Source organism: Shinella sp. WSJ-2 (genome assembly GCF_003432075.1).
Taxonomy (GTDB): Bacteria; Pseudomonadota; Alphaproteobacteria; order Rhizobiales; family Rhizobiaceae; genus Shinella.
This window is the reverse complement of sequence record NZ_QWBU01000003.1, coordinates 100,613-124,767: the sequence shown is the minus strand read 5'-3', so window position 1 is coordinate 124,767 and position 24,155 is coordinate 100,613. Positions and strand designations below refer to the sequence as shown.

General features: G+C 64.4%; 27 protein-coding genes. 12 read left to right on the top strand and 15 right to left on the bottom strand.

Annotated elements, in window-relative coordinates; translation table 11 throughout:
• Positions 1-267: 267 nt before the first annotated feature.
• The 3 genes from D0Y60_RS08250 to D0Y60_RS08245 all read left to right on the top strand — a co-directional run bounded on the left by D0Y60_RS08250 (position 268) and on the right by D0Y60_RS08245 (position 2,727).
• Positions 268-831: a DUF6101 family protein gene (locus D0Y60_RS08250; protein WP_117368701.1), complete on the top strand. Its 564-nt coding sequence runs from the start codon at positions 268-270 to the stop codon at positions 829-831.
• A 245-nt stretch (positions 832-1,076) separates the two neighbouring features.
• On the top strand, positions 1,077-1,247 hold the full coding sequence (locus D0Y60_RS24720) for a hypothetical protein (RefSeq protein ID WP_158565434.1): 171 nt from the start codon (positions 1,077-1,079) through the stop codon (positions 1,245-1,247).
• A gap of 109 nt (positions 1,248-1,356) precedes the next feature.
• Positions 1,357-2,727, top strand: a complete 1,371-nt coding sequence (locus D0Y60_RS08245; RefSeq protein WP_117368699.1) for a cyclopropane-fatty-acyl-phospholipid synthase family protein — start codon at positions 1,357-1,359, stop codon at positions 2,725-2,727.
• Positions 2,728-2,781: 54 nt separating this feature from the next.
• Here D0Y60_RS08245 and ubiA read toward each other — a convergent pair whose 3' ends face one another.
• Positions 2,782-3,747, bottom strand: a complete 966-nt coding sequence (ubiA, locus tag D0Y60_RS08240) for a 4-hydroxybenzoate octaprenyltransferase (RefSeq protein WP_117369661.1) — start codon at positions 3,745-3,747, stop codon at positions 2,782-2,784.
• A gap of 60 nt (positions 3,748-3,807) precedes the next feature.
• On the bottom strand, positions 3,808-4,617 hold the full coding sequence (locus tag D0Y60_RS08235; protein WP_199564126.1) for a MipA/OmpV family protein: 810 nt from the start codon (positions 4,615-4,617) through the stop codon (positions 3,808-3,810).
• A gap of 168 nt (positions 4,618-4,785) precedes the next feature.
• Here D0Y60_RS08235 and D0Y60_RS08230 point away from each other — a divergent pair, with 168 nt between their 5' ends.
• The 3 genes from D0Y60_RS08230 (at position 4,786) to D0Y60_RS08220 (ending at position 6,942) form a co-directional block, all read left to right on the top strand.
• The gene (locus D0Y60_RS08230; protein ID WP_117368695.1) at positions 4,786-5,025 is read left to right on the top strand and encodes a hypothetical protein; all 240 of its coding nucleotides are present in this window, start codon (positions 4,786-4,788) and stop codon (positions 5,023-5,025) included.
• 77 nt (positions 5,026-5,102) lie between these two features.
• Complete coding sequence (gene purD / locus D0Y60_RS08225) at positions 5,103-6,374, top strand: phosphoribosylamine--glycine ligase (protein WP_117368693.1); 1,272 nt, start codon at positions 5,103-5,105, stop codon at positions 6,372-6,374.
• A gap of 106 nt (positions 6,375-6,480) precedes the next feature.
• Positions 6,481-6,942 (top strand): plant virulence effector HPE1-like domain-containing protein, encoded by a 462-nt coding sequence (locus tag D0Y60_RS08220; protein ID WP_117368691.1) that lies wholly within the window; start codon positions 6,481-6,483, stop codon positions 6,940-6,942.
• 100 nt (positions 6,943-7,042) lie between these two features.
• On the opposite strand, the gene D0Y60_RS08215 is transcribed toward D0Y60_RS08220, so the two are convergent.
• The 4 genes from D0Y60_RS08215 to D0Y60_RS08200 all read right to left on the bottom strand — a co-directional run bounded on the left by D0Y60_RS08215 (position 7,043) and on the right by D0Y60_RS08200 (position 12,239).
• A complete protein-coding gene (locus D0Y60_RS08215) occupies positions 7,043-7,528 on the bottom strand; it encodes a DUF523 domain-containing protein (protein ID WP_117368689.1) in 486 nt (161 codons plus the stop codon).
• 13 nt (positions 7,529-7,541) lie between these two features.
• The gene (glyS, locus tag D0Y60_RS08210) at positions 7,542-9,656 is read right to left on the bottom strand and encodes a glycine--tRNA ligase subunit beta (RefSeq protein ID WP_117368687.1); all 2,115 of its coding nucleotides are present in this window, start codon (positions 9,654-9,656) and stop codon (positions 7,542-7,544) included.
• Positions 9,657-9,741: 85 nt separating this feature from the next.
• Entirely contained in the window at positions 9,742-11,676 is a 1,935-nt protein-coding gene (locus D0Y60_RS08205; RefSeq protein WP_117368685.1) for a DUF2207 domain-containing protein, read from the bottom strand.
• A 14-nt stretch (positions 11,677-11,690) separates the two neighbouring features.
• The gene (locus D0Y60_RS08200; RefSeq protein ID WP_117368683.1) at positions 11,691-12,239 is read right to left on the bottom strand and encodes a LemA family protein; all 549 of its coding nucleotides are present in this window, start codon (positions 12,237-12,239) and stop codon (positions 11,691-11,693) included.
• Positions 12,240-12,389: 150 nt separating this feature from the next.
• Here D0Y60_RS08200 and D0Y60_RS08195 point away from each other — a divergent pair, with 150 nt between their 5' ends.
• A complete protein-coding gene (locus D0Y60_RS08195; RefSeq protein WP_245409123.1) occupies positions 12,390-12,635 on the top strand; it encodes a hypothetical protein in 246 nt (81 codons plus the stop codon).
• Between the two features lie 74 nt (positions 12,636-12,709).
• On the opposite strand, the gene D0Y60_RS08190 is transcribed toward D0Y60_RS08195, so the two are convergent.
• The 8 genes from D0Y60_RS08190 to D0Y60_RS08155 form a co-directional block, all read right to left on the bottom strand.
• The gene (locus tag D0Y60_RS08190; RefSeq protein WP_117368681.1) at positions 12,710-13,669 is read right to left on the bottom strand and encodes a glycine--tRNA ligase subunit alpha; all 960 of its coding nucleotides are present in this window, start codon (positions 13,667-13,669) and stop codon (positions 12,710-12,712) included.
• Between the two features lie 93 nt (positions 13,670-13,762).
• Complete coding sequence (locus D0Y60_RS08185) at positions 13,763-14,842, bottom strand: NAD-dependent epimerase/dehydratase family protein (RefSeq protein ID WP_117368679.1); 1,080 nt, start codon at positions 14,840-14,842, stop codon at positions 13,763-13,765.
• 205 nt (positions 14,843-15,047) lie between these two features.
• On the bottom strand, positions 15,048-15,239 hold the full coding sequence (locus D0Y60_RS08180; RefSeq protein WP_117368677.1) for a hypothetical protein: 192 nt from the start codon (positions 15,237-15,239) through the stop codon (positions 15,048-15,050).
• A gap of 24 nt (positions 15,240-15,263) precedes the next feature.
• A complete protein-coding gene (locus D0Y60_RS08175) occupies positions 15,264-16,139 on the bottom strand; it encodes a S49 family peptidase (protein ID WP_117368676.1) in 876 nt (291 codons plus the stop codon).
• A gap of 63 nt (positions 16,140-16,202) precedes the next feature.
• Entirely contained in the window at positions 16,203-16,523 is a 321-nt protein-coding gene (locus D0Y60_RS08170) for a type II toxin-antitoxin system RelE/ParE family toxin (protein WP_117368674.1), read from the bottom strand.
• A complete protein-coding gene (locus D0Y60_RS08165; protein ID WP_117368672.1) occupies positions 16,523-16,786 on the bottom strand; it encodes a ribbon-helix-helix domain-containing protein in 264 nt (87 codons plus the stop codon). Before D0Y60_RS08165 ends, D0Y60_RS08170 begins: the two co-directional genes overlap by 1 nt.
• Positions 16,787-16,835: 49 nt before the next feature.
• Positions 16,836-17,630: a methyltransferase gene (locus tag D0Y60_RS08160; protein ID WP_245409122.1), complete on the bottom strand. Its 795-nt coding sequence runs from the start codon at positions 17,628-17,630 to the stop codon at positions 16,836-16,838.
• Positions 17,627-17,848: a DUF2007 domain-containing protein gene (locus D0Y60_RS08155; RefSeq protein WP_117368670.1), complete on the bottom strand. Its 222-nt coding sequence runs from the start codon at positions 17,846-17,848 to the stop codon at positions 17,627-17,629. The genes D0Y60_RS08160 and D0Y60_RS08155 overlap by 4 nt, the downstream gene beginning before the upstream one ends.
• Before the next feature lie 108 nt (positions 17,849-17,956).
• On the opposite strand from D0Y60_RS08155, the gene D0Y60_RS08150 reads away from it, so the two are divergent.
• The 5 genes from D0Y60_RS08150 (at position 17,957) to D0Y60_RS08130 (ending at position 23,487) form a co-directional block, all read left to right on the top strand.
• Positions 17,957-18,973 (top strand): polyprenyl synthetase family protein, encoded by a 1,017-nt coding sequence (locus D0Y60_RS08150; protein ID WP_117369655.1) that lies wholly within the window; start codon positions 17,957-17,959, stop codon positions 18,971-18,973.
• 164 nt (positions 18,974-19,137) lie between these two features.
• A complete protein-coding gene (locus D0Y60_RS08145; protein WP_117368668.1) occupies positions 19,138-20,979 on the top strand; it encodes a tetratricopeptide repeat protein in 1,842 nt (613 codons plus the stop codon).
• Positions 20,980-20,983: 4 nt separating this feature from the next.
• Positions 20,984-21,865: a 4-(cytidine 5'-diphospho)-2-C-methyl-D-erythritol kinase gene (locus tag D0Y60_RS08140; RefSeq protein WP_117368667.1), complete on the top strand. Its 882-nt coding sequence runs from the start codon at positions 20,984-20,986 to the stop codon at positions 21,863-21,865.
• A gap of 9 nt (positions 21,866-21,874) precedes the next feature.
• On the top strand, positions 21,875-22,435 hold the full coding sequence (gene moaB, locus D0Y60_RS08135; protein ID WP_117368665.1) for a molybdenum cofactor biosynthesis protein B: 561 nt from the start codon (positions 21,875-21,877) through the stop codon (positions 22,433-22,435).
• A 62-nt stretch (positions 22,436-22,497) separates the two neighbouring features.
• The gene (locus tag D0Y60_RS08130) at positions 22,498-23,487 is read left to right on the top strand and encodes a calcium-binding protein (RefSeq protein WP_117368663.1); all 990 of its coding nucleotides are present in this window, start codon (positions 22,498-22,500) and stop codon (positions 23,485-23,487) included.
• A gap of 63 nt (positions 23,488-23,550) precedes the next feature.
• Here the strand turns inward: D0Y60_RS08130 and D0Y60_RS08125 are convergent, their stop codons facing one another.
• Positions 23,551-24,084 (bottom strand): glycosyl transferase, encoded by a 534-nt coding sequence (locus tag D0Y60_RS08125; protein WP_117368661.1) that lies wholly within the window; start codon positions 24,082-24,084, stop codon positions 23,551-23,553.
• Between the last annotated feature and the right edge of the window lie 71 nt (positions 24,085-24,155).

Genomic DNA, 24,155 nt, shown 5'->3' with positions numbered 1-24,155 from the left:
GATCATACGCAGGCCGATTATACCGTATTTTCGCGCGCGTGGCTTGTCCGGGCCTTTCTCCGCAACGGTTCAAATGCCCCGGGCGATGTTCACTTCTCCTAAACCCTAGCCCGTGCGGTTTTGATAACCATCAGAAAGCGCAAAGTTTTTTTAACCGCGATTTTTAAGCGACGAGGAAGGGGCCACGCCTATTCTCGCCCTCAGAGGACGAAAAGTCCCGATGAGAAGACCGGAAACCGGCTCTCAAGGAAAACAAGGGCGAAAGACATGCTGAATACCGTTTCCAAGCCGGCCTGGGCCGGCACCACGCTCCGCCTCGATCCCAAGCGCTTCCCGCAGGCGATGACCTTCGAGCTGCGCGGCGAGGGAACAGATGCCACCATCACCCTCGACGAACGCGGCGCCGTGCTGCGCAAGATCCTGCCGTCGAGCGGCCTGCCGCTCTCCATCGCACTGCCGGCCCGCGCCTTCAAGGGTGTCGCCGCCCGCGCCATCGACCATGGCAACGGCGACGTGACCGTGACGCTGGAACTGCACCATGACGATCCGGATCTCTGCATCCCGCTCCTCGTGGCGCATGACCTCTGCGACATTGCCGCCGACTGGCGCAGCTGGGCGGACGCCTACCGTATTCCCATGCTGATGGTGGAAGCCGACGGCGTCGCCCGCCCGCTCGACGACCACCTGACCGGCACGAACCGGCCCGCCAAGCCGCGCCGCCGCCACTCCTATTTCGCAGATCGCCGCCCGCGCTTCCTCGTGCGCCGCACGACGGGCAAGCTCGGCGTGCAGATGAAGATCGACGGCCGAGAGATCATCGCTCGCCGTTGAGCATGCCGATAACATGAGCCCTTGGGGCGTCTGCGCTTCCTCCAGTCGCGATGACGCCCTTTCTCTTCGGCCATTCCGGGCGCGACCGCCTCGTGTCGGGAATGGACCAAAAGCCGGCCGTCCCCTGCGGCCGGCTTTTTTCGTGCCCTGTTCCCTCCGGAACACTTTTGCCGCGCGCCGCGTGGGAAAGAGCGTTCAACACGAGCGGCCTAAGCCGCGGCGCAGAACGCAAGGACACAATAACGATGGCAAAGCTCTTCACCACCCTTCTCGTCCAGGTCCGCAAGGCCGATGCGGCTCTTATCGAGCGCGGCCGCCCGCCGCGCCGCGGGTTTGAACTCGCCGTACACCCCGCAACCCTGCGGCGCCTCGAAGAGCGTAGCGCGGCCGGAGGGCGGGCGCCGCGCTACCGGTAAATCAGGGCTTCGAGCGCCCTGTATTCCCCGACATTTTGCCCGCGGCGGTTGACAACAGTCCGTGAAACAGCACATTGCACTCCGGTTTGAAACGTCGGGAAGTCTCTTTATGTCGCGCGAACTTGGTACGGAACGGGAACTGCAAGCAACCAAGGCCGTCATCGGAGAATTGGCGAAACATCTCGACGTCAATATCTGCCTTGAACTTTGGGACGGCACGATCATCCCGCTCGGCACCGGTGCCAAGGACGATATCCGTTTCGTCATTGCTTCCGCCAACGTGCTACGCCGCCTCTTGCGCGCGCCGTCGCTGATCAGCGTGGCCGAACTCTATGCGACGGGCGATCTCGACATCGTCGGCGCTAACCCCGTCGATGCGATGCGCCGGGTCGACCATCTGCAGTTCCTCTCCCTGCACCGCAAGGTCAACAAGGTGCGCATGCTGAAGATGGCGCTGCCCCTTCTTCTGAAAAGCTATTCCGTTTCATCTTTCGTCAAGCGCTTCACCAAGACGGCCGGCGTCAAACCGACCAGCGGCCGTGACGACAAGGAGATGATCGGCTTCCACTACGATCTCTCCAACGCCTTCTACGAGCTCTTCCTCGACAAGGAGATGGTCTATTCCTCGGCCTATTTCCCGACGTCGGATTCGTCGCTCGACGAAGCGCAGCTGAACAAGCTCGACCTGATCTGCCGCAAGCTGCGGCTCGCCCCCGGCGACAAGCTGTTCGACCCCGGCTGCGGCTGGGGTGGCCTCCTGTGCTACGCCGCCCAGCATTATGGTGTCGAAGCCTACGGCACGACGCTGTCGGAAGAGCAGTTCGCCCATGTGAAGACCAAGGTCGCCAATATGGGCCTCGGCGACCGCGTGAAGGTGGAACTGCGCGATTGCCGCAGCCTTTCCGACGACCAGGTCTTCGACAAGATCGCCCAGGTCGAGATGATCGAGCATGTCGGCATCGCCAACCACCAGGACTTCTACAAGTACCTGCGCAAGCACATGCGCCCGCGCGGCGTCTATTTCGGCCAGGCGAGCTTCCGCCGCAACACGGCGCGCCCGGAAGATTTCCCACGGCTGACGCCCTATATGCAGTTCATCATCAAATACATCTTCCCCGGCGGCGAGCTCGACCATATCGGCATGACCACCGGCGCGCTCGAACAGGCCGGCTTCGAGGTGCATGAAGTGGAAGCCGTGCGCGAGCATTTCGGCTACACGACCGAGCACTGGGTGCGCCGCCTTTATGACCGCAAGGAAGAGGGTGCCGCCCTCGTCGGCATGCCGCAGACCCGCATCTGGCTGCTCTATCTCTCGCTCTGCGCCCTCTCCTTCCACCGTGGCGCGCTCAATGCGTTCCAGGTCGTCGCCACCAGCCGCCGCTCAGGCGCCTCGGGCATCGGCTTCGACCGCACGACGGAATATGGCGGCGCACGCCGGATCGACGCCGACGCACCGGCAAGCGTTCTGAAGACCGCCTGATTGACTTGATTGTCTGTTCGGCGCCGAAGCGATTTCGCTTCGGCTGTGTATGCCCTACGCGAAGGGCAGCGCGGCGATCAGCCCGACAAACAGGATCAGACCGACGACCCCGTTGAACTTGAACAGCGCCAGGCACTGTTCGGGGTCGTCGATTTCCAGCGAGCCGATCTGGCGCGCGAGAAGCAGTGCCACGACGGCAAGGCCAAGCCACGCGACAAGCCCCACGCCGGCCAGCCAGAACGCGACGGCGATCATCGCGACCGTCAGGCCGTAGAGACCCATCAGCCATTGCGCGGTCTTCTCGCCGAACAGGCGCGCGGTCGAGCGCACGCCGATCAGCGCATCGTCCTCCTTGTCCTGATGGGCGTAGATCGTGTCATAGCCGATCGTCCAGGCGATGGCGGCGATATAGAGCGCGACGGGGGCGGCGGCGAGCGTGCCGAACTCCGTTGCCCAGCCCATCAGTGCGCCCCAGGAAAAAGCCATGCCGAGGAAGAATTGCGGCCAGTCGGTAAAGCGCTTGGCGAAGGGATAGATCGCGACGATGGCGAGCGAGGCAACGCCGAGCACCATCGAGAAGGTGTTGAACTGCAGCAGCACCACGAGACCGGCAAGGGCCTGCAGAACCATGAAGATCTTTGCCTGGCCGCGCGTGACGCGGCCCGACGGCAGCGGGCGCGAGCGCGTACGCGCCACCGCGTTGTCGATCTCGTGGTCGACGAGATCATTGTAGGTGCAGCCGGCGCCGCGCATCGCAACCGAGCCGATGAAGAACAGCAGGAGATGCCAGACGAGGCGCCCGGCGCTGAATGTGCCGGCGGAGGCCGCCACATTGGCCGCCAGCGCCGCCGACCAGAAGCACGGCAGCATCAGCAGCTGCCAGCCGATCGGCCGGTCCCAGCGGGCAAGCTGCGCATAGGGCCAGAGACCGCGCGGCAGCACGCGGTAAACCCAGTTCTGCGAGGGGGCGTCGGCGACGCGGCCTGAATCGGGGTGACTTGAATCGGGTGTCTGGCTCATCATGCAGCCTAGATCGCAAGCGGCTCGACCGGGGTCAAGCCGCCACGAGGCCGCATGGTCTTACCGCAGCGTAAAATCGAAGCGATAGGTCGCCGAAAGACCGATCAGGAACTGGTCGCGGTCGCCGCGCTGCTTGACGAGGCTCGAATCCGCGGCCGGGCCGACGAGGCGCTTGTATTCGGCGAAGGCGCTGGTCTCGATCTTCTCGTTGACCTGCCAGGTGATCGCCGCGCCCGCACCGATGGATTCGACGCCGCCGTTCGGATTGTAGGCGGCAAGGCCGGACTCGGCGGTCTGGCCGGGCTTCACGCCGTAATAGGCGTTCATATAGTCCTTCGAGGCGAGCGTCATGCGCGGGCCGGCGGAGATGCGCACATCCGGGCGGACATCGACGAAGGCATCGGCCGAGAGATCGGCGACGACAGCGTGATGGCTGCGAATACCATGGCGCACTTCGCCGCGCACGCGCAGCCAGTCGGTCGGATAGGCCTCGGCGAAGGCACCGAGTTCACCGCCGAGCTTGACCGGCGTCAGGCCCTTGAAATCCTCGGAATCGTCCTCGTCGCGCGGCATGACCAGCTTGCCGGTGGCACCGGCACGGAAGCCGCCATTGTCGATGAGCGCGAAGGACGGATTGTCGTTGCGAGAGGAGAAGCGCACCGTGCTGCCGGCCTTGCCGAGCGAGATCATCGGTGTGACCTGGAACAGATAGGACTTGGCGCCCTGATAGCGCGGCGCGGCGAACCCGGCGGCGCCGACCTTCAGATACCAGTCACCGGACCAGAAATATTCGCCGTCGCCAGCCAGGGCGGAAACGGGCGCAAGAATGAGGGCGGCCGCAGTCATTGCGGTCGGGATACGGATACGCAAAACACAATCCTCGCTTTGCCGGCAGACCCGCCGCGGGCCGCCGAAACCTTCGATTTCATTAGGAATAGCCGCGTTTCATTACCGTTTCGCTAACCATCCCTTCGGGCGCGGGCACTCGGAACGATTCGTTCCAGCCGGCGTTTTGCTGACGAAAGAAGGAGATTTCCGATGACCGTCAGCACGATGGAACTGAAACTCAACGCGATCCGCAGCGATACCGGCCTTTCCCGCAAGGAAAAGATCGTCAAGCTGGAAAGACTGCGCACCGAAGCTCGCGCCCTCCAGCGCGCCGCCACCGAAAGCGCCATGGTGGAAGACGACGGCTGGTACGAGGACGTGCACCTGATCGACACCGAACTGGAAAACGTCGGCCGCAGCGTGGATGAAAAGGGCGCGGCCACCCTCTGACGCCCCGCAGCCCTTGACCTTTGCGCCCTGCCCCCTTAACCCGCCCTCACAACCAAGGACGGATCGAGGGTACGGGCATGAAGGTTCTGTTGATCGGATCGGGCGGACGCGAGCATGCACTCGCCTGGAAGCTGGCGCAATCTCCGCTCCTCGACACGCTCTATGCGGCGCCCGGCAATCCCGGCATCGCCGAATGTGCCACACTCGTTTCGCTCGACATCGATGACCACGCCGCCGTCGTTTCCTTCTGCAAGGAAAACGGCGTCGGCTTCGTCGTGGTCGGTCCGGAAGCGCCGCTGGTTGCCGGCATTGCCGATGTGCTGCGTGCCGCCGGCATCGCCGTGTTTGGCCCCTCCGCCGCCGCCGCCCAGCTCGAGGGCTCCAAGGGCTTCACCAAGGATCTCTGCGCCAAATACGACATTCCGACCGGCGCCTACCAGCGCTTCACCGATGCCGCCGCCGCCAAGGCCTATATCCAGGCTGAGGGTGCACCGATCGTCATCAAGGCGGACGGGCTTGCCGCCGGCAAGGGTGTGACCGTGGCGATGACGCTCGACGAGGCGCTGGCCGCCGTCGACGACTGCTTCGACGGCGCTTTCGGCGCGGCCGGGGCGGAAGTCGTGGTCGAGGCCTTCCTCGATGGCGAGGAAGCGAGCTTCTTCTGCCTCTGCGACGGCGTGAACGCGCTGCCGCTCGCCTCGGCACAGGACCATAAGCGCGTCGGCGACGGCGATACCGGCCCGAACACCGGCGGCATGGGCGCCTATTCGCCTGCCCCCGTCATGACGGCCGAGATGGTCGAGCGCACGATGAAGGAGATCATCGAGCCGACGATCCGCGGCATGGCGGCTGATGGCCATCCCTTCCAGGGTGTGCTCTTCGCCGGCCTGATGATCACCGCCAAGGGTCCGGAACTCATCGAATACAATGTGCGGTTCGGTGACCCGGAATGCCAGGTGCTGATGATGCGCCTCGAAAGCGATCTCCTGCCGATCCTGCATGCCGCCGCAATCGGCCGGTTGGACAAGGTTTCCGCCGAGTGGCGCGACGCCCCGGCGCTCACGGTCGTCATGGCCTCCAAGGGTTATCCGGCCGGCTACGAGAAGAACACGTCGATCCGGTCCATTCCCGCCGATGATGCCGCCACCAAGGTGTTTCATGCCGGCACAGCACTGAAGGATGGACAGCTGGTCGCGACCGGCGGGCGCGTGCTCAATGTCACGGCCGTGGCACCGACGGTTGCCGAAGCCCAGGCTGCGGCCTACCAGGCGCTCGACAAGGTCGAATGGGACAACGGCTTCTGCCGGCGCGACATCGGCTGGCGCGCCGTCGCCCGCGAACAGGCCTGATGCGGCCGGGCGCAAAACGCCCGGTAGTTCAAAGTTTACCATTTCTCCTGACGAGACCGTAACCGGCGGGCGCTATTGTCCTCTCAACCATGAGGGAGACCCTTCGATGCGCACCCTGCTGATCTTTGCCGTGCTGCTTGCCGCCGCCCCTGCTTTTGCCGGTTCGTTCGAGCCCGTCAGCAGCACGACGACGGCCGGAAGCATCGAGACCGTCAGCTGCGACGATTGCCCGGCCCTGAAGCCGAAGCGCGAGGCAAGCACCTATCACGTCGACGCCATCGACCCCGGCACGCAGAAGGTCGAGATCCGCGAAGCCAACGGCGAGCGCAAGATCTACCGCACCGAGGCCTGGATGGGCGGATCGCCGGTGCTGTTCGTCAGCAAGGCACCGGCCGAGACCGTGCAGGCGGCCGATGCCGCAGCACCGGTGGAAGACACCACGATCGCGGTGGATGCCACCGCCAAGACAAGCGCGCTCGACAGCGACGCCGCACGCGATGCGAAGACGGCGGCGATCGCCTCTTCACAGGAGTTTGATCCGTCAGGATTTGAATTACGCGTCAACTGACCCCATATTGGCGGGACCCTGCCTCTCGGTCCCTCCAGACTGACAGGATTCCGCGCAAGCGGACGATACGCCCCTGACCTCAAGCAGGGGCGTATTCGTGTCAGCCGATAGCCTCCACGAGTTGGTCGACCTCACGATCGGAATAGACTGCGATGCCGTTGCGGCGCAGAAACGCCGCCGTCACCCCCTGCCCCGCATGCTTCCGGCCGGAAAACGAGCCGTCGTAAACGAAACCGGACCCGCAGGACGGGCTGCCATCGATGAGCAGCGCATGGCGGCAACCGTTCTCACGCGCCACATCGAGCGCGATGCGCGCGCCGTCGATATAGGCGGCCGAGACATCCCCACCGGAAATTTCCAGCACCCGCGCGCGCCCGTCGAGCACGTCGTCGCCGTTGAGACCGTTTTCGATTTCCGCCGGCGGACGCGGCACCTGGAAGCCGCCTGCGAGCTCCGGGCAGAGCGTCACCAGCCGCCCCTCCGCCTTCCAGCGCTCGACGGCATCATGGATCAGCGGCTTGGCCGAGCCGTTGTAACGGACCGGCAGACCGGCAAGGCAGGCGCTGATGAGGATTTTCCCGGCCATCAGCGCCCGTCCCTTACCCCGTGATCTTGGAGAAATCGGCAACCGTACCGGTCGCCGAACGGATGGCGGCCAGAAGCGCGAGACGGTTGGCGCGGATCGCCGGGTCCTCGTCATTGACGAGCACGTCGGTGAAGAACTGGTCGACCGGGCCGCGCAGCGTCGAGAGTGCCTCCATGGCGGAGCGGAAGTCTTCCTTGGCGACGGCGGCGGCTGCATCCTTCGAGGCGCTTTCCACGGCGGCGTACAGAGCCTTCTCCGCATCGAGCAGCAGAAGGGCGGGCGAAACCGCGCCATCGACGACGGTGCCCTTCTTCTCCTCCGCGGCGAGAAGCTGCGTGGCCCGCTTGGTGCCGGCGAGCAGGTTCTGCCCCTCTTCCGAGGTGATGAAGGCCGTCAGCGCCTCGACGCGCCGGGCGACCATCAGCAGATCGTCGGCCTCGGGCGTCAGCACGGCGTCGATGAGATCATGACGCGCGCCCATGTCGCGCAGATAGACCTTGAGGCGGTCATGGAAGAAGGTAATGAGATCCGGGTCCTTCGCCACCGAAGCGAGCGGCAGGCGGACGTTCTTCTCGAGCAGCATTCGAATGACACCCAACGCTGCACGGCGCAGCGCATAGGGATCCTTCGAGCCGGTCGGCTTCTCGTCGATGGCCCAGAAGCCGATCAGCGTGTCGAGCTTGTCGGCAAGCGCCACGGTGAGCCCGACTTTACCGGCCGGAACGCGGTCGGACGGGCCTTGCGGCTTGTAATGGTCTTCGATGGCTTCGGCGACGGCGGCATCCTCGCCCTGCAGCAGGGCATATTTGCGGCCCATGATGCCCTGCAATTCCGGGAATTCGCCGACGGCCTCCGTGCGCAGGTCCGCCTTGGCGAGCACCACGGCGCGGTCGACAAGCGCGAGATCGGCACCGACAACGGGCGCGAGTTCGGCGGCGAGCGTGCGAATGCGTTCGACGCGCGCACCCTGTGTGCCGAGCTTGGCGTGGAACGTTACGTTCAGCGCGTCGAGCTTGGCCATGCGCTGGTCGAGCGGCTTGGCGAGATCGAGGTTGAATTTCGCGGCCGAGGCTTCGAGCGTTTCGAGGTCGGGCAGGTTGCCCTGGTCGCGCAGCCAGAAGTGCTTGGCGTCCGACAGGCGGGCGCGCACGACCTTGCCGTTGCCGTGCACGATCTCCTTGCCGCCGTCCTTCGCCTCGATATTGGAGACGAGGATGAAGTGGTTGGAGAGCGTTTCGGCGCCCGGCTTGCGGGTGACGAAGCATTTCTGGTTCGTCTTGATGGTGAGGCGGATGATTTCCGAGGGGATCGCCAGAAACTCTTCCTCGAAGGTCCCCATCAGCACCTGCGGCCATTCGACGAGGCCGGAGACTTCTTCCAGCAGGCCCTCGTCCTCGACGAGCTCAAGGCCGTTGGCGAAGGCGATGTTGTTGGCATCCGTCGCGATGATCTGCTTGCGGCGCTCGGCATCGAGCACGACCTTGGCCTTTTCGAGGTTCGATACATAGTCCTCGAAGCGGCGCACGGTGATGGCCTCGGGCGCATGGAAGCGGTGGCCATAGGTGACGTTGCCGGCGACGATGCCACCGACCTCGAAGGGCACGACGCGCGTCTCCTCTGTTTCCGAGCCGAATGTGCAGACGATTGATTGCAGTGGGCGCACCCATTGCAGCGAGCCGGGCTTGGCGGAGCCGGCGCCGGAGCGCATCGGCTTCGGCCAAGGGAAATTGCGGATAATGCCGGGCATCACGCCGGCAATGATCTCGTCTGCCGGGCGGCCGGGCTTGACGACATGGGCGACATAGAAATCACCCTTCTTCGGATCCGAATGGACATGAGCCTCGGAAATCGAGGCGAGGCCCGCCTTGCGCAGGAAGCCCTGGATCGCCTGCTCGGGTGCTGACGTCGCCGGTCCCTTGATATCCTCGCGCACATCGCTCGAACGGGCATTGAGGCCGCGGATGTCGAGCGTCAGGCGGCGCGGCGTCCAGTATTCGCGTGCACCCTCATAGGTCAGGCCCGCTTCGACCAGTGCATCGGTCAGGAGCTTCTTCAGGTCGCCGGCCGCCTTGCGCTGCATGCGGGCGGGAATTTCCTCGGAGCGGAGTTCAAGCAGAAGATCGGGCATGGGCGTTCACAAACATCAGGATTTTCAACTGGTCGGGGACTTAGCAAGCCCCGGCGCAATTGTCATCCGCTCAATGCCGAAAAGTCTACCAGCCACCCCCGCCGCCGCCACCTCCGCCGCCACCGGAGGAGCCGCCGCCCGAGGAGAAGCCGGAGGACGAGCTTTTCGGCGGGTCCGGTAGCGAGGATGTCATGGTGCTCGCCATGGAACCGGCAAAGCCGCCCATGCGATCGGAGAAGCTGCCGGAGGAGAAACTGTCGCCGTGATACCAGGCGGGTTGGTAGCTTGCCGCAGCGCCGGCCGCAGCTGCCGCCAGAAGCCAACGGTCGAAGGTCTCGGCCCACGGCTTTTCCACGCCGAGCGCCACGGCATAGGGCAGAAGCTTCTCGAAATGGCTGGGGGACATATCAGGCGCGCCGGCCATGTTCATGCGATCCTTTTCGGCCAGCGTCAGATATTGCCGCAGCCCCTCGATACCGTCCATCATCCGTCGCCCGAGCGGGGTGGGGGCGCCCATCAGGAAGAAGAACACAAGATTGGTGACGAGGATGCCGCAGAGCGCGGCGAGCAGCGGCAGCTGGCCGTTTGCCGCCCCCGTCACGAAAAAGCCGATGGCAAGGCCGCCGAACACCGTGAGGAAGATGAAGCCGACGAAGGCGATGATGGCGACCGCGAAGATGCGTGCGCCGAGCGAGCGCGCCTGCCGCAGGTTCTGGCCGAGCGCCACGGCGAAGATCGAGATGAAGACCGAGGCGAAGACGGGAACGACGACCAGCGCGATCCCCTCCTCCGGCAGCGCGCCGAAGATGAGCAGTGCCGCCAGGCAGACCAGCGACAGCAGCACGCCGCCGATCGCCTGCGGCCAATTGGCGAGATAATATTTGCGGCGGTGTTCCCGCTCCATCGCCTCGCGAAAATCCTTGCCGAGCGTCTGCACGCGCTTGCCGTTGGATTTTTCGATGACGAAGAGGCTGCCCTCGGCGCGCAGCGACGACATCAGCGTCGCCTCCCCGGTCGGCAGCGGCCCCTCGATGGGCTTTGCGGTGCGGGTGACGGTGATGGAGTTCTTCAGGTCCTTGAGCTCTACCAGCCCCTTGACCGCGAGGTTGAGGAAGGAGGCCGATACCGCCGTCCAGCCCTGCCCGCCAAAGCCCTTCTCGTCGATATAGTTGACGAGCGCCGGCGACAGGCCCTCCGGCGCATCCCAGCGCGGTACGACGACGCCGGCCAGCGGATCGCGGCCGACCGAGAGCCAAGCCCAGAGATAATAACCCACGACGACGATCAACCCGCCGAAGGCGAGGAAGAGGCTTTTGTTATCCTGAAGGAACAGCATGCGCTCCTCCGCCGCCGTCGGCTTGGTTATGCTGCCGGCCGGCATCTTCACGCCGATCGTCAATCCTTCCATGACACCGAGCGGACGGGTGGTCTCGAACGTCGCCCCGTTACCCAGATTTTCCGCCCGCGCGTTCTTGTCCGTCGCGCCGAGCGGGCCGGTGAAATAGGTCAGCTCCTCCGCCTTCACGCCCTCCGGCAGGGTGACGGTCGCCGTCGCCTGGCGGATCGGAAACGCCCATTCCGTACCGGTGACGTTCCAGAACAGCTCGTCATGGCTATCAAAGAAGCGGATCTGCCGCGTCGTCTCGTAGGTCAGGCGGTAATCGTGGTAGCCGGGATCAAGCAGCACGTCGGCCGAGCCGAAATAGATGCGCACGCCGCGGCGGATGCTTTCGGTGTGATAGGGCTCAGGCTTGCCGTCGCGTTCGACGCTCAGGATCTTGAAGCCGACCTGTAGCTCGCGCCCATTGGCATCGACGAAGGTGAGCGGGAAATCGCGATAGATGCCGCGGCGGATCTGGTTACCCTCGGCATAGACGCGCATCGCCTCCGTCACCGTCAGCGTGCCGTTCTTCGCCACCTTGATATCGGAATCGTAGCGGTCGAAGAACTCCTCCGCCCGCGCCGCGGTACCGACGAGAACGAAGAAGCAAAACGTCAGCAGCGCAGCAATCCGCGTCATGGAAAACTCCGGGATCAGAATTTCACGGTCGGCACAGCGCGGTCGGCCGGGTTGTCGATCTCGAAATAGGGCGCCTTGGCGAATTTGAAGACGTTTGCCACGAGGTTCGACGGGAAGCTCTCGACCTTGACGTTGAGATCGCGCGCCGCGCCGTTGTAGTAGCGCCGCGACATCTGGATCTCGCCTTCGGTGGTCTCCAGCGTCTGCTGCAATTCAGCGAAATTCTGGTTGGCCTTCAGATCCGGATAGGCTTCGGCAAGCGCGAAGATACGGCCGAGCGCCTGGCTCAGCATGCCCTCTGCGGCAGCTCGGCCGGTAACATCCCCCGCCGGCACGGCCTGGGCGCGGTTGCGCAATTCCACGACCTTTTCCAGCGTCTCCTTTTCGTGCGCGGCGTAGCCCTTCACGGTTTCCAGGAGATTGGGGATGAGATCGGCGCGGCGCTTCAGCTGCACGTCGATGCCTGACCAGGCCTCTTCCTTGACCTGGCGCGCACGCACGAGGCCGTTGTAGATGATGATGGCGTACATGACGACCACCGCCGCTATTGCCAGACCGATCATGGGGTTCTCCGCTCCTCTGTTCTCTCGCTGAAACTTAGCACTCGCCGCGCGGCAGGAAAGCCCTGTCGCGGGCGGTGCCGGCAGCCAATGCATCAATACGCACAGATGCTCCCGGACCCTGTCACCGCGGGAACCGCGCGCGGACGCGCTTTGGCCGATAGTCGCTTCATCGCCAACACGAACCTTGAAGCCACCGTCATGAAAGCCCTCACCTTCACCCTCAACGTCCTCGGTTTCACCGCCCTGTTTCTCGCCTACACGATGGGCGCTTCGGTCGACCGTCCGACGGGTGTCCGCCGGGCTCTTCAGACCTATGCCGGCCAGCTCCCCACCGGCGCCTTCCCCACCCTGAAGCCCGTCTGGGAACTCGGCGTGAAGGTTTCCTCGCAGGCTTGAGGCTCTTTCATCCGCAAACAAAAAAGCCATCCGGTCCGGATGGCTTTTTGCGTTGGGAGATCTGCGGAAGCGGATCAGGCCGCGTCCTTGGCCCAGTTCACGCCGCCGGCATCGGTCAGCAGGAAAGCCTCGCCGCAGGCCTTGGCCAGCGTGCGCACGCGCAGGATATAGCTTTGGCGCTCGGTGACCGAGATCACGCCGCGCGCATCGAGCAGGTTGAAGACGTGACTGGCCTTGATGCACTGGTCATAGGCCGGCAGCACGCATTTGTGCAGGCGCTGGTTATCGGCGTCACCCGGCGCACCGGCGGCGAGCAGCGCAATGCACTCCTTCTCCGCATCGATGAAGTGACGGTGCAGCATGGCGGTGTCGGCGAATTCGAAATTGTGGCGGGAATATTCCTGCTCGGCCTGCAGGAAGACGTCGCCATAGGTGATCTTCTCGTCGCCCTCACGGCCGTTGAAGTTCAGGTCGTAGACATTGTCGACGCCCTGCACATACATGGCGAGGCGCTCCAGACCATAGGTCAACTCGCCGGCGACCGGCGCGCATTCGATGCCGCAGACCTGCTGGAAATAGGTGAACTGCGAGACTTCCATGCCGTCGCACCAGCATTCCCAGCCAAGGCCCCAGGCGCCGAGCGTCGGGCTTTCCCAGTCGTCTTCCACGAAGCGCACGTCATGCAGCAGCGGATCAAGCCCGATGGCGGCGAGCGAACTGAGATAGAGCTCCTGCAGGTTCGACGGGTTGGGCTTCAGGATGACCTGATACTGGTAATAGTGCTGCAGACGGTTCGGGTTCTCGCCGTAGCGGCCGTCCGACGGGCGGCGCGAAGGCTGCACATAGGCCGCACGCCATGGCTTCGGGCCAAGCGCGCGCAGCGTGGTCGCCGGGTGGAACGTGCCTGCGCCGACTTCCATGTCGTAGGGCTGGAGAACCGCGCAGCCCTTGTCCGCCCAATAATTATGGAGCGTCAGGATCAGCCCCTGAAAGGAGCGGGTCGGGTTCATGTGATCAGGCAGGGCAGAGGTCATCGGCGTCGATCCGGGCATTCTTTGAAAAGCTGGCGGACTGGTGCCACGATGCGGCCGGGGGGTCAAGAGTTTCAGGCGGGTGCCCGCGCCGCCTCAGTGCCGTTCGAGCGAGCGAAACAGGCCGGAACCCGCCGCCTGCGTCACCGCCTGCACGCGCTGCGGCGCAAGATCCGGCACATTGCGGATCTGCCGGCGCAGGCCGGGCGGAATGCGCGCGCCATACCAGGCCGCAAGGGCCGGCAGCTCGCGGCGCAACGACCCCTTCGCCTCCCAGCCGAGCGCCTTCAGGGCGCGCGTATCGAGCGGCGGGCGGCTGACATTGTCCGGGCGACCGGTCACGAAGTTGACGCCGGAGACCGGCTCCTGCACGGCATCGAGCACCATGCGGGCGACCGTCAGGATATCGAAGAGGTCATCGCCGGCGACATTGTAGGTGGCGTTTTCCTGCCCCCTGGTCACGACCGTACGCAGCGCGGCGCAGAAATCCGCCATGGTGACGAAGGCGCGCATCTGGGCGCCATCGCCATGCACCGGCAGCGGCCGGCCGACGGCGGCAAGCTCCAGGAAGCGCGGCAGGAGCTTTTCGGTGTTCTGGCGCGTGCCGACGACATTGACCGGGCGCAGCACGCGGATATCGACGCCGAAGGAGCGGGTGAGACCGGCGATCAGCATTTCGGCGGCGGCCTTGGAGGCGCCGTGCGGATTGTCGGGCAGGAGCGGCACCAGCTCGCCGACTGGCGCGCCATTGCCGCCCGTGCCGGAGCCATAGACTTCGGCGGAGCTGATATGGATCATCAGCGGCACGCGGCGGCGGCCCATCGCTTCCACCAGCACCTGCGTGCCGAGCGCGTTGGCGAGCGTAAACCGTTCCGGCACGGAAAAGGCACGCTCGACATGGCTTTCGCCCGCGGCATGCACGACGAGGTCGGCATCCTTCAGCACCTCGGTGACGAGATCGAGATTGCCGACATCGCCTTCCTGCAGCGTCACGCGGCCGGAGCGGAAGGCGCCATCGAGATGAGCCATGTCGGCGGCATAGGTGAAGCTGTCGAGCACGCGGATGCGGGCATTCGGGCAGTGGTGCAGCAGGTCGTCGACGATATGCGAGCCGAGGAAGCCAGCGCCACCGGTCACAACGATGGTGCGGATCCGGTCGAGGTCGAGCGAGGCCATGGTTTACTCCGTTCACGCATGCACAATATGAGCCGCATCATGCGACCTTTGCCGTTAGATCGGCCTTCCTGCGCGCGGGAGCAAGCAAAACACTGGGATGCGGCAGTGTAAATCCGACATTAACCTTGCGGGGTTTGGTTAATGTACCGGGCCGGCACGGAGCCGGTCTTTTCCGGTTCCCGCAACGGCACGGATCGTGCCGAAACTACTCGTCGTCACGGCGCAGGCGATACTCGCCGGTTTTCGGATCCTTGACGAGCGTGCCCGTCGCGCCGGTCTGGCGTTCCTCTTCGGCACGCTTGCGCAACCGGCTCAATCGCTCGGCATCGGCGACGAATTTGCGATAGCCGAACCAGGCAAGGCCGACGACCAGAAGCAGAAAGATGATCTGGGCCATCGCCCCTCCTCCAAGAGTCCTGTTTTAGCCGGAAAGCCCGAAACGGCCCCACAGCGCTTTTTCTTCCGCGAGATCGGCAACCGCCGCAACGCCCGCCGAGCCGATACGCCCGGCCATGTCGTCGGAAAGCCCCCCGACACCCGGCGCCTTGCGGCCAAACAGCCCTTTTGGCGCGGAGACCAGTTCCAGGCGGGTCTTTTCGCCATAACGCTTCTTCAGTTCCGAGCGCATGTCGGCAAGGCCGTCTATCAAGCCGAGCGACAGGCCGTGAACGCCGGTCCAGAACAGGCCAGAGAACAGATCCGGATCGTCGGCCAGCTTGCCGGCACGGCGCGTTTTGACCATGTCGATGAAGACCTGGTGGATTTCGAGCTGGAGCGTCTTGAGATAGTCGATCTCATCCTCCTTTTCCGGCTGGAACGGATCGAGGATCGCCTTGTTGCTGCCGGCCGTATAGACGCGGCGCTCGACGCCGATCTTTTTCAACATTTCCGGGAAGCCGAAGCCGCCGGAGACGACGCCGATCGAGCCGACGATGGAGGTCGGATCCGCAAAGATCTCGTCGCCCGCCAGCGCGATCATGTAGCCGCCGGAAGCCGCGACATCCTCGACGAAAACGAAGACGCGCTTGCGCTTTTCCTCGGCGAGGTCGCGGATGCGCTGAAAGATCAGTCGCGACTGCACCGGCGAACCGCCCGGCGAATTGATGGAGATGGCGACGGCCGGCGCATCCTTGTAGGAAAAGGCCTTTTCCAGCGCGGCCGAAGCGGTCGCGAGATTGAGCGCCGGCCGGAACTGGCTGCCGCCCGCCATGATCGCGCCATGCAGCCTGACGACCGGGATCGCCACGCCCTCCTTGCGGAATCTCTTCGGCACCAGCGTCTTCAAAAATCCGGCCATAGCGCGTGTTGTCTCCAGTTGAATTGCCCGGCTGATGTATGCACGAGCGGGAAAAACACAAGATCAGGGCGCTTCGTAATCCGCATCGTCATCCACAGGCAGGCCGGATTCCGCCTGACGTCCGTGACGCACGAGAAGGATCAGCACCGCATCCGCCACAAGCTCGTAATCGGCGCGATAGTCGCCAAAGACGATACGATAGATGCCACCCAAAGGGATATCTTCGCGCAAAAAGCCCGATTGCGGGAAACGCGCCAGCTGCCTGCCGAGCCGGGAGAGACTCGCACGAAACGCTGTGGCGGCTGCGGGATTGCGGTCGCGCAGATAGCGCATTTCCTGCGCCACGAAGGTTCTGGCCGGTGGCGCGAGGAGCACCTTTCGCATCAGGCGGCGTCGCCAGGAAGCGTCCGGTCAAGATCGGCAAGAAGGTCGTCGAGCCCCGTCGCCCCCTCCTCGGCTGCGGCCCGCCGGGCCGCGTCGAGGTCGAGGATGTCCTGCCCCTCGGCGGCGAGATAGGCCTTCATCGCCCGCACCATGACCCAACTGCGCGACCGGCCGGAAATACGCGCAACGGTTTCAATGGCGTCAAGCACGTCATTCGGCAGGCGCAGGGTGATGGGATCGGAAAGGTTTCTTTGATTTTCCATGGAAAACCTCGTCATTTGTAATACAGGCTCCTCCATTGCGGAGCGATTGTCAACGCGGCAGGCGCTTGTAGGCGGCAAGGCCGTTGTTGAGGTCGTTGACGAAGGGGGTGAAGTCGTGGCGGCCGGGTTCGTGCATGACGAGCGGCATGCGCAGGGCGAGTTTGGTGCGCGAGCCCTTGACGGCGGTGACGAGGATGCGCAGCGCCGGCTCGCCGTCGCGGGCGTGTAGCGCGGTGATCTCGATGCCGCCGAAGCGGCGGCCGCATGCGGCGATGATCTCGGCGATGGATTGCGGGCGGGCGATCAGCGAGAGCTGGCCGCCCGGCTTCATGATGGCGCCGGCCGTCTTGATCCAGCGCTCGAAAAGGTCGTGTTCCATGGCATGGGCCTCGGCCTTCAGGGCATCGGGCGTGCGGCTGTCGATACGGTCGTTGAAGGGCGGGTTCATGATGACGTGGTCGTAGGCGTCATCCACAAGGCCAGCCTCAAGACGCGCCTTGCCGGAAAGGCCGACATCGGCTTCCAGCACGGAAACACGCGGCGCGAAGGCGGCGTTCTGGGGGAGCGCCAGCGTCTTCAGCGCGAAACCGGCCATCAGCGGCGAGCGCTCGACGAGCAGCACCTCGGCCTTTTCGATGCGGGAGGCCACCGCCAGACCGGCAGCCCCCGCGCCCGCGCCGAGATCGGCGACGCGCATCGGGCCGTCGCCGGCCACGAGTGCTGCCAGCAACATCGCATCCATGCCCGAGCGGTGGCCGATGCCCTTCGGCTGCACCAGATGGAAGCGGCCGTAATGGAAAGCGTCGACGGTTTCGGTGACGGGCTTTTGCGCCGTTTCGCTCACGCGCGCAGCTCCGCTTCCAACCCGGCATCCTTGAGGATGCGCCGCGCCTCGGTCTCGCGGTCGATCTCGACGAGGAAGCGGCGCGGCAGCATGCCGAGCGAGCCTTCCAATATGCTCATGCCCTCGTCGGCGATCAGGCAATGGATGCCTGCTTCCTTCATCAGGCTTTCCGCGAAGGAGAGCAGGACGGCGTCGTTGGTGCGGATCAGTTCGATCATTCCGGTCGTTTTCCAGCCATAATTAGGGAGGCGGGACAATTCGCCTCTTGCCGCAGCAAGCCCCGCTTTCTATTGTCTTTCAACAAAAATGAACAGGAGTCCGGGCATTTGGGCGTCGTGATACCGCTTGAAGAAGGCAAAAACAAACAGGCATCGGTGAAGCCGCTGGTGGACCTGACCAAGGCCGACATGGAGCGGGTGAACCAGCTGATCCTGTCCAAAGCCGGCTCCGACGTACAGATGATCCCGGAGGTCGCCAACCACCTGATCTCCTCTGGCGGCAAGCGCCTGCGCCCGATGCTGACGCTCGCCTCCGCCTCGATGTTCGGCTATGACGGCGACCATCACATCAAGCTCGCGACCAGCGTTGAGTTCATGCACACGGCAACTTTGCTGCATGACGACGTGGTCGATGAAAGCGACCTGCGTCGCGGAAAATCCACCGCGCGTATGATCTGGGGCAACCAGGCGAGCGTGCTGGTCGGCGATTTCCTGCTCGGCCAGGCCTTCAAGATGATGGTCGAGGTCGGATCGCTCGAAGCGCTCGACGTGCTCTCGACCGCCGCGACCGTGATCGCCGAAGGCGAGGTGCTCCAGCTCTCCGTCGCCAAGAACATGGAAACGACCGAGGACGACTATCTCCAGGTCATCCGCGCCAAGACGGCAGCGCTGTTCGCCGCCGCCGCCGAAGTCGGCCCGATCGTCTCCAACACCAGCAAGGCCGAGCGCAACGCGCTGAAATCCTATGGCATGAATCTCGGCCTCGCCTTCCAGCTCGTCGACGATGCGCTGGACTATGGCGGCAAGGCGGCCGATCTCGGCAAGAACACCGGCGACGATTTCCGCGAAGGCAAGATCACGCTGCCGGTGATCCTTGCCTGGCGACGCGGCACCGCCGAGGACCGCGCCTTCTGGCGCGAGGCCATCGAAGGCGGCAAGAGCGACGACGCCAATCTCGAGCGCGCCTTCGCGCTCATCTCGCGCTACAACGGCCTCACCGACACCATCGCCCGCGCCCAGCATTACGGTATGATCGCCCGCGACGCTTTGGCGCCGCTTCCGGCCTCGCCGTGGAAGGACGCGCTGCTCGAAGTCATCGACTTCTGCATCTCGCGCGTCAGCTGATCCCATAGACCAAAAGCGGGCGGCAGGATTTTCTTGCCGCACCGCGCCAAAAAAGCCATTCTCTGCCGTTATGAGTCCTTGCCTGATTTGGGCACCATCGTGGCAGGAATTGTCATGCGTGGTTTCCGGGGCTTCTTTCATACCTGCTGGCGAAAGGCATTTTGATGCGGCATTCCCTCCTCCTCCGGCTCCTTTCCGGCGTCGCGCTCGCGGCCAGCGTCATGCTGACCGGTCCCCTCGCGGCCTTCGCGGAAGAAAAGCCCGCCGTGGCCGCCGCTGAGGAAAAGCCATTCGACCCGTTGAGCGTCAACACCTTCTCCGGCGCCTTCCTCGCCGCCCGCACGGCGGATTTCGACAAGGACTATGAGACCGCCGTCGCGCTCTACAAGATCGCGTTGCAGTTCGACGCCACCAATGCCGACGTCAAGCAGCGCCTGATGGTGACGCAGCTGATGAACGGCGATTTCGAGGAAGGCGTCAAACTCGCCGATGCCCTGAAGAACGACCCGGCCGTCGAGCGCATCACCGCCGTGGTGCGCGGCATGGAGGCGATCCGCAAGCGGGAGTACAAGTCGGCGGAGAAAATCCTCGCCTACAAGGGCCCGAACGATCTCGACAAGATGATGAACGACCTGCTGCTCGCTTGGGCCAAGTTCGGCGACGGCAAGCCGAAAGAAGCGCTCAAGCTGATCTCGGGCATGCAGGGGCCGGAATGGCTCGCCATCTTCAAGAACTATCATGCGGGCGCGCTCGCCGCTGCTGCCGGCGACAAGGCGACGGCGCGCGCTCGGCTGAACGAAGCGATCCTCGACCGTAACGGCGCCAGCGCCGCTCCCGACACGTTCCTGCGCGCCGTGATGGCACTCGCCCGCCTGGAAGCACGCGACGGCAACAAGCAGAAGGCGCTCGACGCGGTTTCCGTCGGCGACAACTTCATCACCAGCTATGCGCCTCTGAAGGCGCTGCGCCAGAGCATCGAAGCGGGCGAAAAGCAGGAACAGCAGGTCCGCACCGCTGCCCAGGGTGCCGCCGCCGTGCTCTTCTCGATCGGCGGCGCGCTCAACCGCGACGGCGCGGAAGACATCGTCTCGCTCTATCTCCAGACGGCGCGTGCGCTCGACCCCGATAGCGACGACATGCTGGTTCTGCTCGGCGGGCTCGCCGAAAACCAGAAGAAGCCGGAGCGCGCCATCGAATATTACCGCGCCGTGCCGGAAAAATCGCCGATGCGCCGGATTTCCGAGCTGCAGCTCGGCCTGAACCTCGCCGATACCGGCAAGGTGCCGGAGGCCAAGAAGCATCTGCAGGAATTGATCGACACCGATCCGTCGGACCTGCGCAGCTATCTGGCGCTCGGCAGCGTTCTGTCCGACGCCAAGGACTACAAGGCGATGGCCGCGCTCTACGACAAGGCGGCCGATGTCATCGGCGCCGTGCCCCAGCGCAACCACTGGAGCATCTTCTTCCAGCGCGCCATCGCGCATGAGCGCCTGAAGGAATGGGACAAGGCCGAGCCGAACTTCCGCAAGGCGCTGGAGCTTAACCCCGACCAACCGCAGGTGCTGAACTATCTCGGCTATTCCTGGGTCGACATGAACCAGAACCTCGACGAGGGTCTGGACATGATCCGCAAGGCCGTGAGCCTGAAGCCCGATGATGGCTATATCGTCGATTCGCTCGGCTGGGCCTATTTCCGCCTCGGCCGTTTCGACGACGCGGTGGCCGAACTGGAGCGCGCGGCAGAGCTGAAGGCGGGCGATCCAACGATCAACGATCATCTCGGCGATGCCTATTGGCGCGTCGGCCGCAAGCTGGAAGCGACCTTCCAGTGGAACCGCGCGCTCGGCCTCAAACCCGAGGAAGCCGAAATCCCGAAGATCAAGCTGAAGGTCGAAAACGGCCTGCCGGAGCTCAAGAAGACCGAGCCAGCTTCGGCCGAAGCCAAGGACGAGAAGCCGGTACAGAACCCGACGCCCGAGGGCACGGCGGTCGACCGCAAGTCCTGACCGCATGCCGGTTCTGGACAGCCTTTCAGGCTTTGCCGTCGTCGAACAGGCGGCGGCAAAGATCAATCTTGCGCTGCATGTCGTCGGCCAGCGCGAGGACGGCTATCACCTGCTCGACAGCCTCGTCACCTTCACCCGATTCGGCGACCGCCTCGGCTTTTCTGCGGCTCAGGAAGATCGTTTCACGATTTCCGGCCGCTTCGGCGTTGAACTCGATGCCGATGGCGACAACCTTGTGACCCGCGCCCGAGACCGGCTGCGCGCCGCCCTTGCGGAGCGGAGGGACGCGGCCCCGCCCGTCCATATCCATCTCGAAAAGAACCTGCCGATCGCCTCCGGCATCGGCGGCGGCTCGGCGGATGCGGCAGCGACGCTGCGCGGCCTTGTCCTGCTGTGGCAGGCGCGCGTTCCGCAGGATGTCCTCCATGCCATCGCCGTCAGCCTCGGTGCTGACGTGCCGATGTGCCTTGCCGGCCATCCGCTGATCGCCCGTGGCATCGGCGAGGACATCACGCCTGTCAGCCTGCCCGCCATGCCGGTAGTGCTCGGCAATCCGCTGGTCGGCGTCTCGACGCCCGCCGTCTTCAAGGCGCTCGCCTCCCGGCACAATCCACCGCTCCGGCTGGAGCCGCAACTGCAGGACTGGCCGGCCGCCATCGCACAATTGCGCAACGATCTCGAACCCCCTGCCCGAGACCTGTGCCCCGAAATTGCTGTCATCGCCGAGGATCTTGCCGCGACCGGTGCGCGCGTGGTGCGCATGTCCGGTTCCGGCGCGACGTGCTTCGCGCTATACCCTTCGACAGCGGCGGCGGAAGCGGCGGCGGCGGCGCTGTCGCAAAAACACCCGCACTGGTTCTTCACCGCCACCACGACGCAGGCATAGGAGCGCCCCATGGCGAAGATTGACGAGACGCGGCCCTTCATTCCCGTCGGCATTGCTGTGCTCACCGTATCCGACACGCGTGTCCTTGCCGACGATCGCTCCGGCGACACGCTCGTCGCCCGCATCGAAGACGCCGGCCATCGGCTTGCAGCCCGCGCCATCGTCAAGGACGATGTGGCCGCGATCCGCGCGCAGGTGGAGACCTGGACCTGCGACGAGACCATCGATGTGGTGATCACCACCGGTGGCACGGGCTTTACCGGCCGCGATGTGACGCCCGAAGCGCTCGAGCCGATTTTCGAAAAGCGCATGGACGGCTTTTCCGAGGTGTTCCACCGCATTTCCTACGACAAGATCGGCACCTCGACGATCCAGTCGCGCGCGACGGGCGGCGTTACCAACGCCACCTTCATCTTCGTTCTGCCGGGCTCGCCCGGCGCCTGCAAGGATGCCTGGGACGGCATTCTGAAAGCGCAGCTCGACTACCGCCACATGCCCTGCAATTTCGTGGAGATCATGCCGCGCCTCGACGAGCACCTTAAGCGCTCGGCCGGCCGACCTGTTCCATAGGACACTGCGCGCCATTCCACCCTCCCCTAAGGTTCTCATCACAGAGAGCAAAGGAGAGAGACATGGCAACGATCACCGGAACCAACGGCGCAGACCGCTTCGTGCAGGGCGGTAACATCAACAACACCGAAGTCACCCTTCGCACGCTCGGCGGCGACGACACGATCATCCTTGATCGTTCAGACGATTTCGGCGGCCGGAACTTCGTCGATGCCGGCGCCGGCAATGACAGCGTCGTCAACGCCAAGGAAGACGGCAACGTCATCCTGCTCGGCGCAGGCAACGACACCTATGTCGGCACGGGTTTCGGCTCCTTTTCCAACGAACTGGGCGACACCGTCAGGGCAGGCGACGGCAACGACACGATCGCCGTCAGCACCTTCAAGAGCAGCTATTTCGGAGAGAACGGCAATGACAAGTTCTTCTCCGTCGGCCAGCAGAACACCTTCAACGGCGGCGCGGGCGTCGATTCGATCAGCTACCTGCCCCGCGACGACGACAGCGTGCTCGGCGGCTCCGGCGTCGGCATCGACCTGCAGCAGGGTTTTGCGCAGACCGGGGCCAACCGTTTCGAAACCCTCATCAGCATCGAGAATGCCGAGGGCACAAATGTCGGCGACGCGATCTTCGGCTCGGGTGCCGCCAACACGCTGAAGGGCCTCAATGGCGACGACGCGCTGGCCGGCCGTGGCAACAACGACGTACTTGTCGGCGGTCGCGGCATGGACCTCCTGCAGGGCGATGCCGGTGCGGATCGCTTCGACTTCAACGCCATTGCGGAATCGGTCGTCGGCGCCCGCCGCGATGTCATCCTAGACTTCAACCATGGCCAGGGCGACAAGATCGACCTGCGCGACATCGACGCCAACACCGGCACGGGCGGCAACCAGACCTTCAGCTTCATCGGCAACCACGCCTTCTCGAGCACGGCCGGCGAAGTGCGCTTCGCAGGCGGCGTCGTCTCTGGCGACGTCAATGGCGATGGGCGGGCCGATTTCCAGATCGAGGTGCGTGGCGCCAGCAGCCTGGTGGTCGGCGACTTCCTTCTCTAGGGGCTATTTCTAACCGCATTTACCCGATGTCGAAGGGATTTCTCCTAGGCGTCGGGTAATGCTTCAGGTCGCCGTCCCGGCACGAAAGGCCTTCATCGCCCAGGCGGGCACGATCTCGGCAACCAGGGTGCGTGCGCCAGAACCCTTTGCCAGATCCGCAAGCGTCATGCCCGAGCGCGCGACCGCAGAGGCTTGGCGCTTGCTGACCAGATAACCGTGCTCCAGGGGCGCCATGCGGCGGCCGAGCCGCTGGAAGAACGGTCGGCGATGGCTGCGTGATCCCAGGAAACGCGCTGGATTGCCGTTGATCGCGACATGGTCGACCACGGCATCCACCCAGCCTGAAAGAGGCCGCGCGCCGGGCTCCAGAAGCAGCAGCCAGTCGCCCCTCGCCGAGCGCACCAGATCCTTCATGTCCCAGTCGGTGAGGAAGCGGCATCCGGCCGCGTCCGCCACCTTGGAGGAGCCGTCACGCGAGCCCTGATCGAGCACGATCACATCGCGCACCACGCCCTCCACGGCGCCCGAGACGAGCGCCGAAAGGGTCTGCGCCAGCTCCGCCTCGTTGTCCCGGCATTCCATGATGATCGTCAGCATATCCTTCAATATCGCATTGCAGCATGAATTTCCATCGCCCGGCCGAGCTGACCTTCAGCCATGGTTAGCAG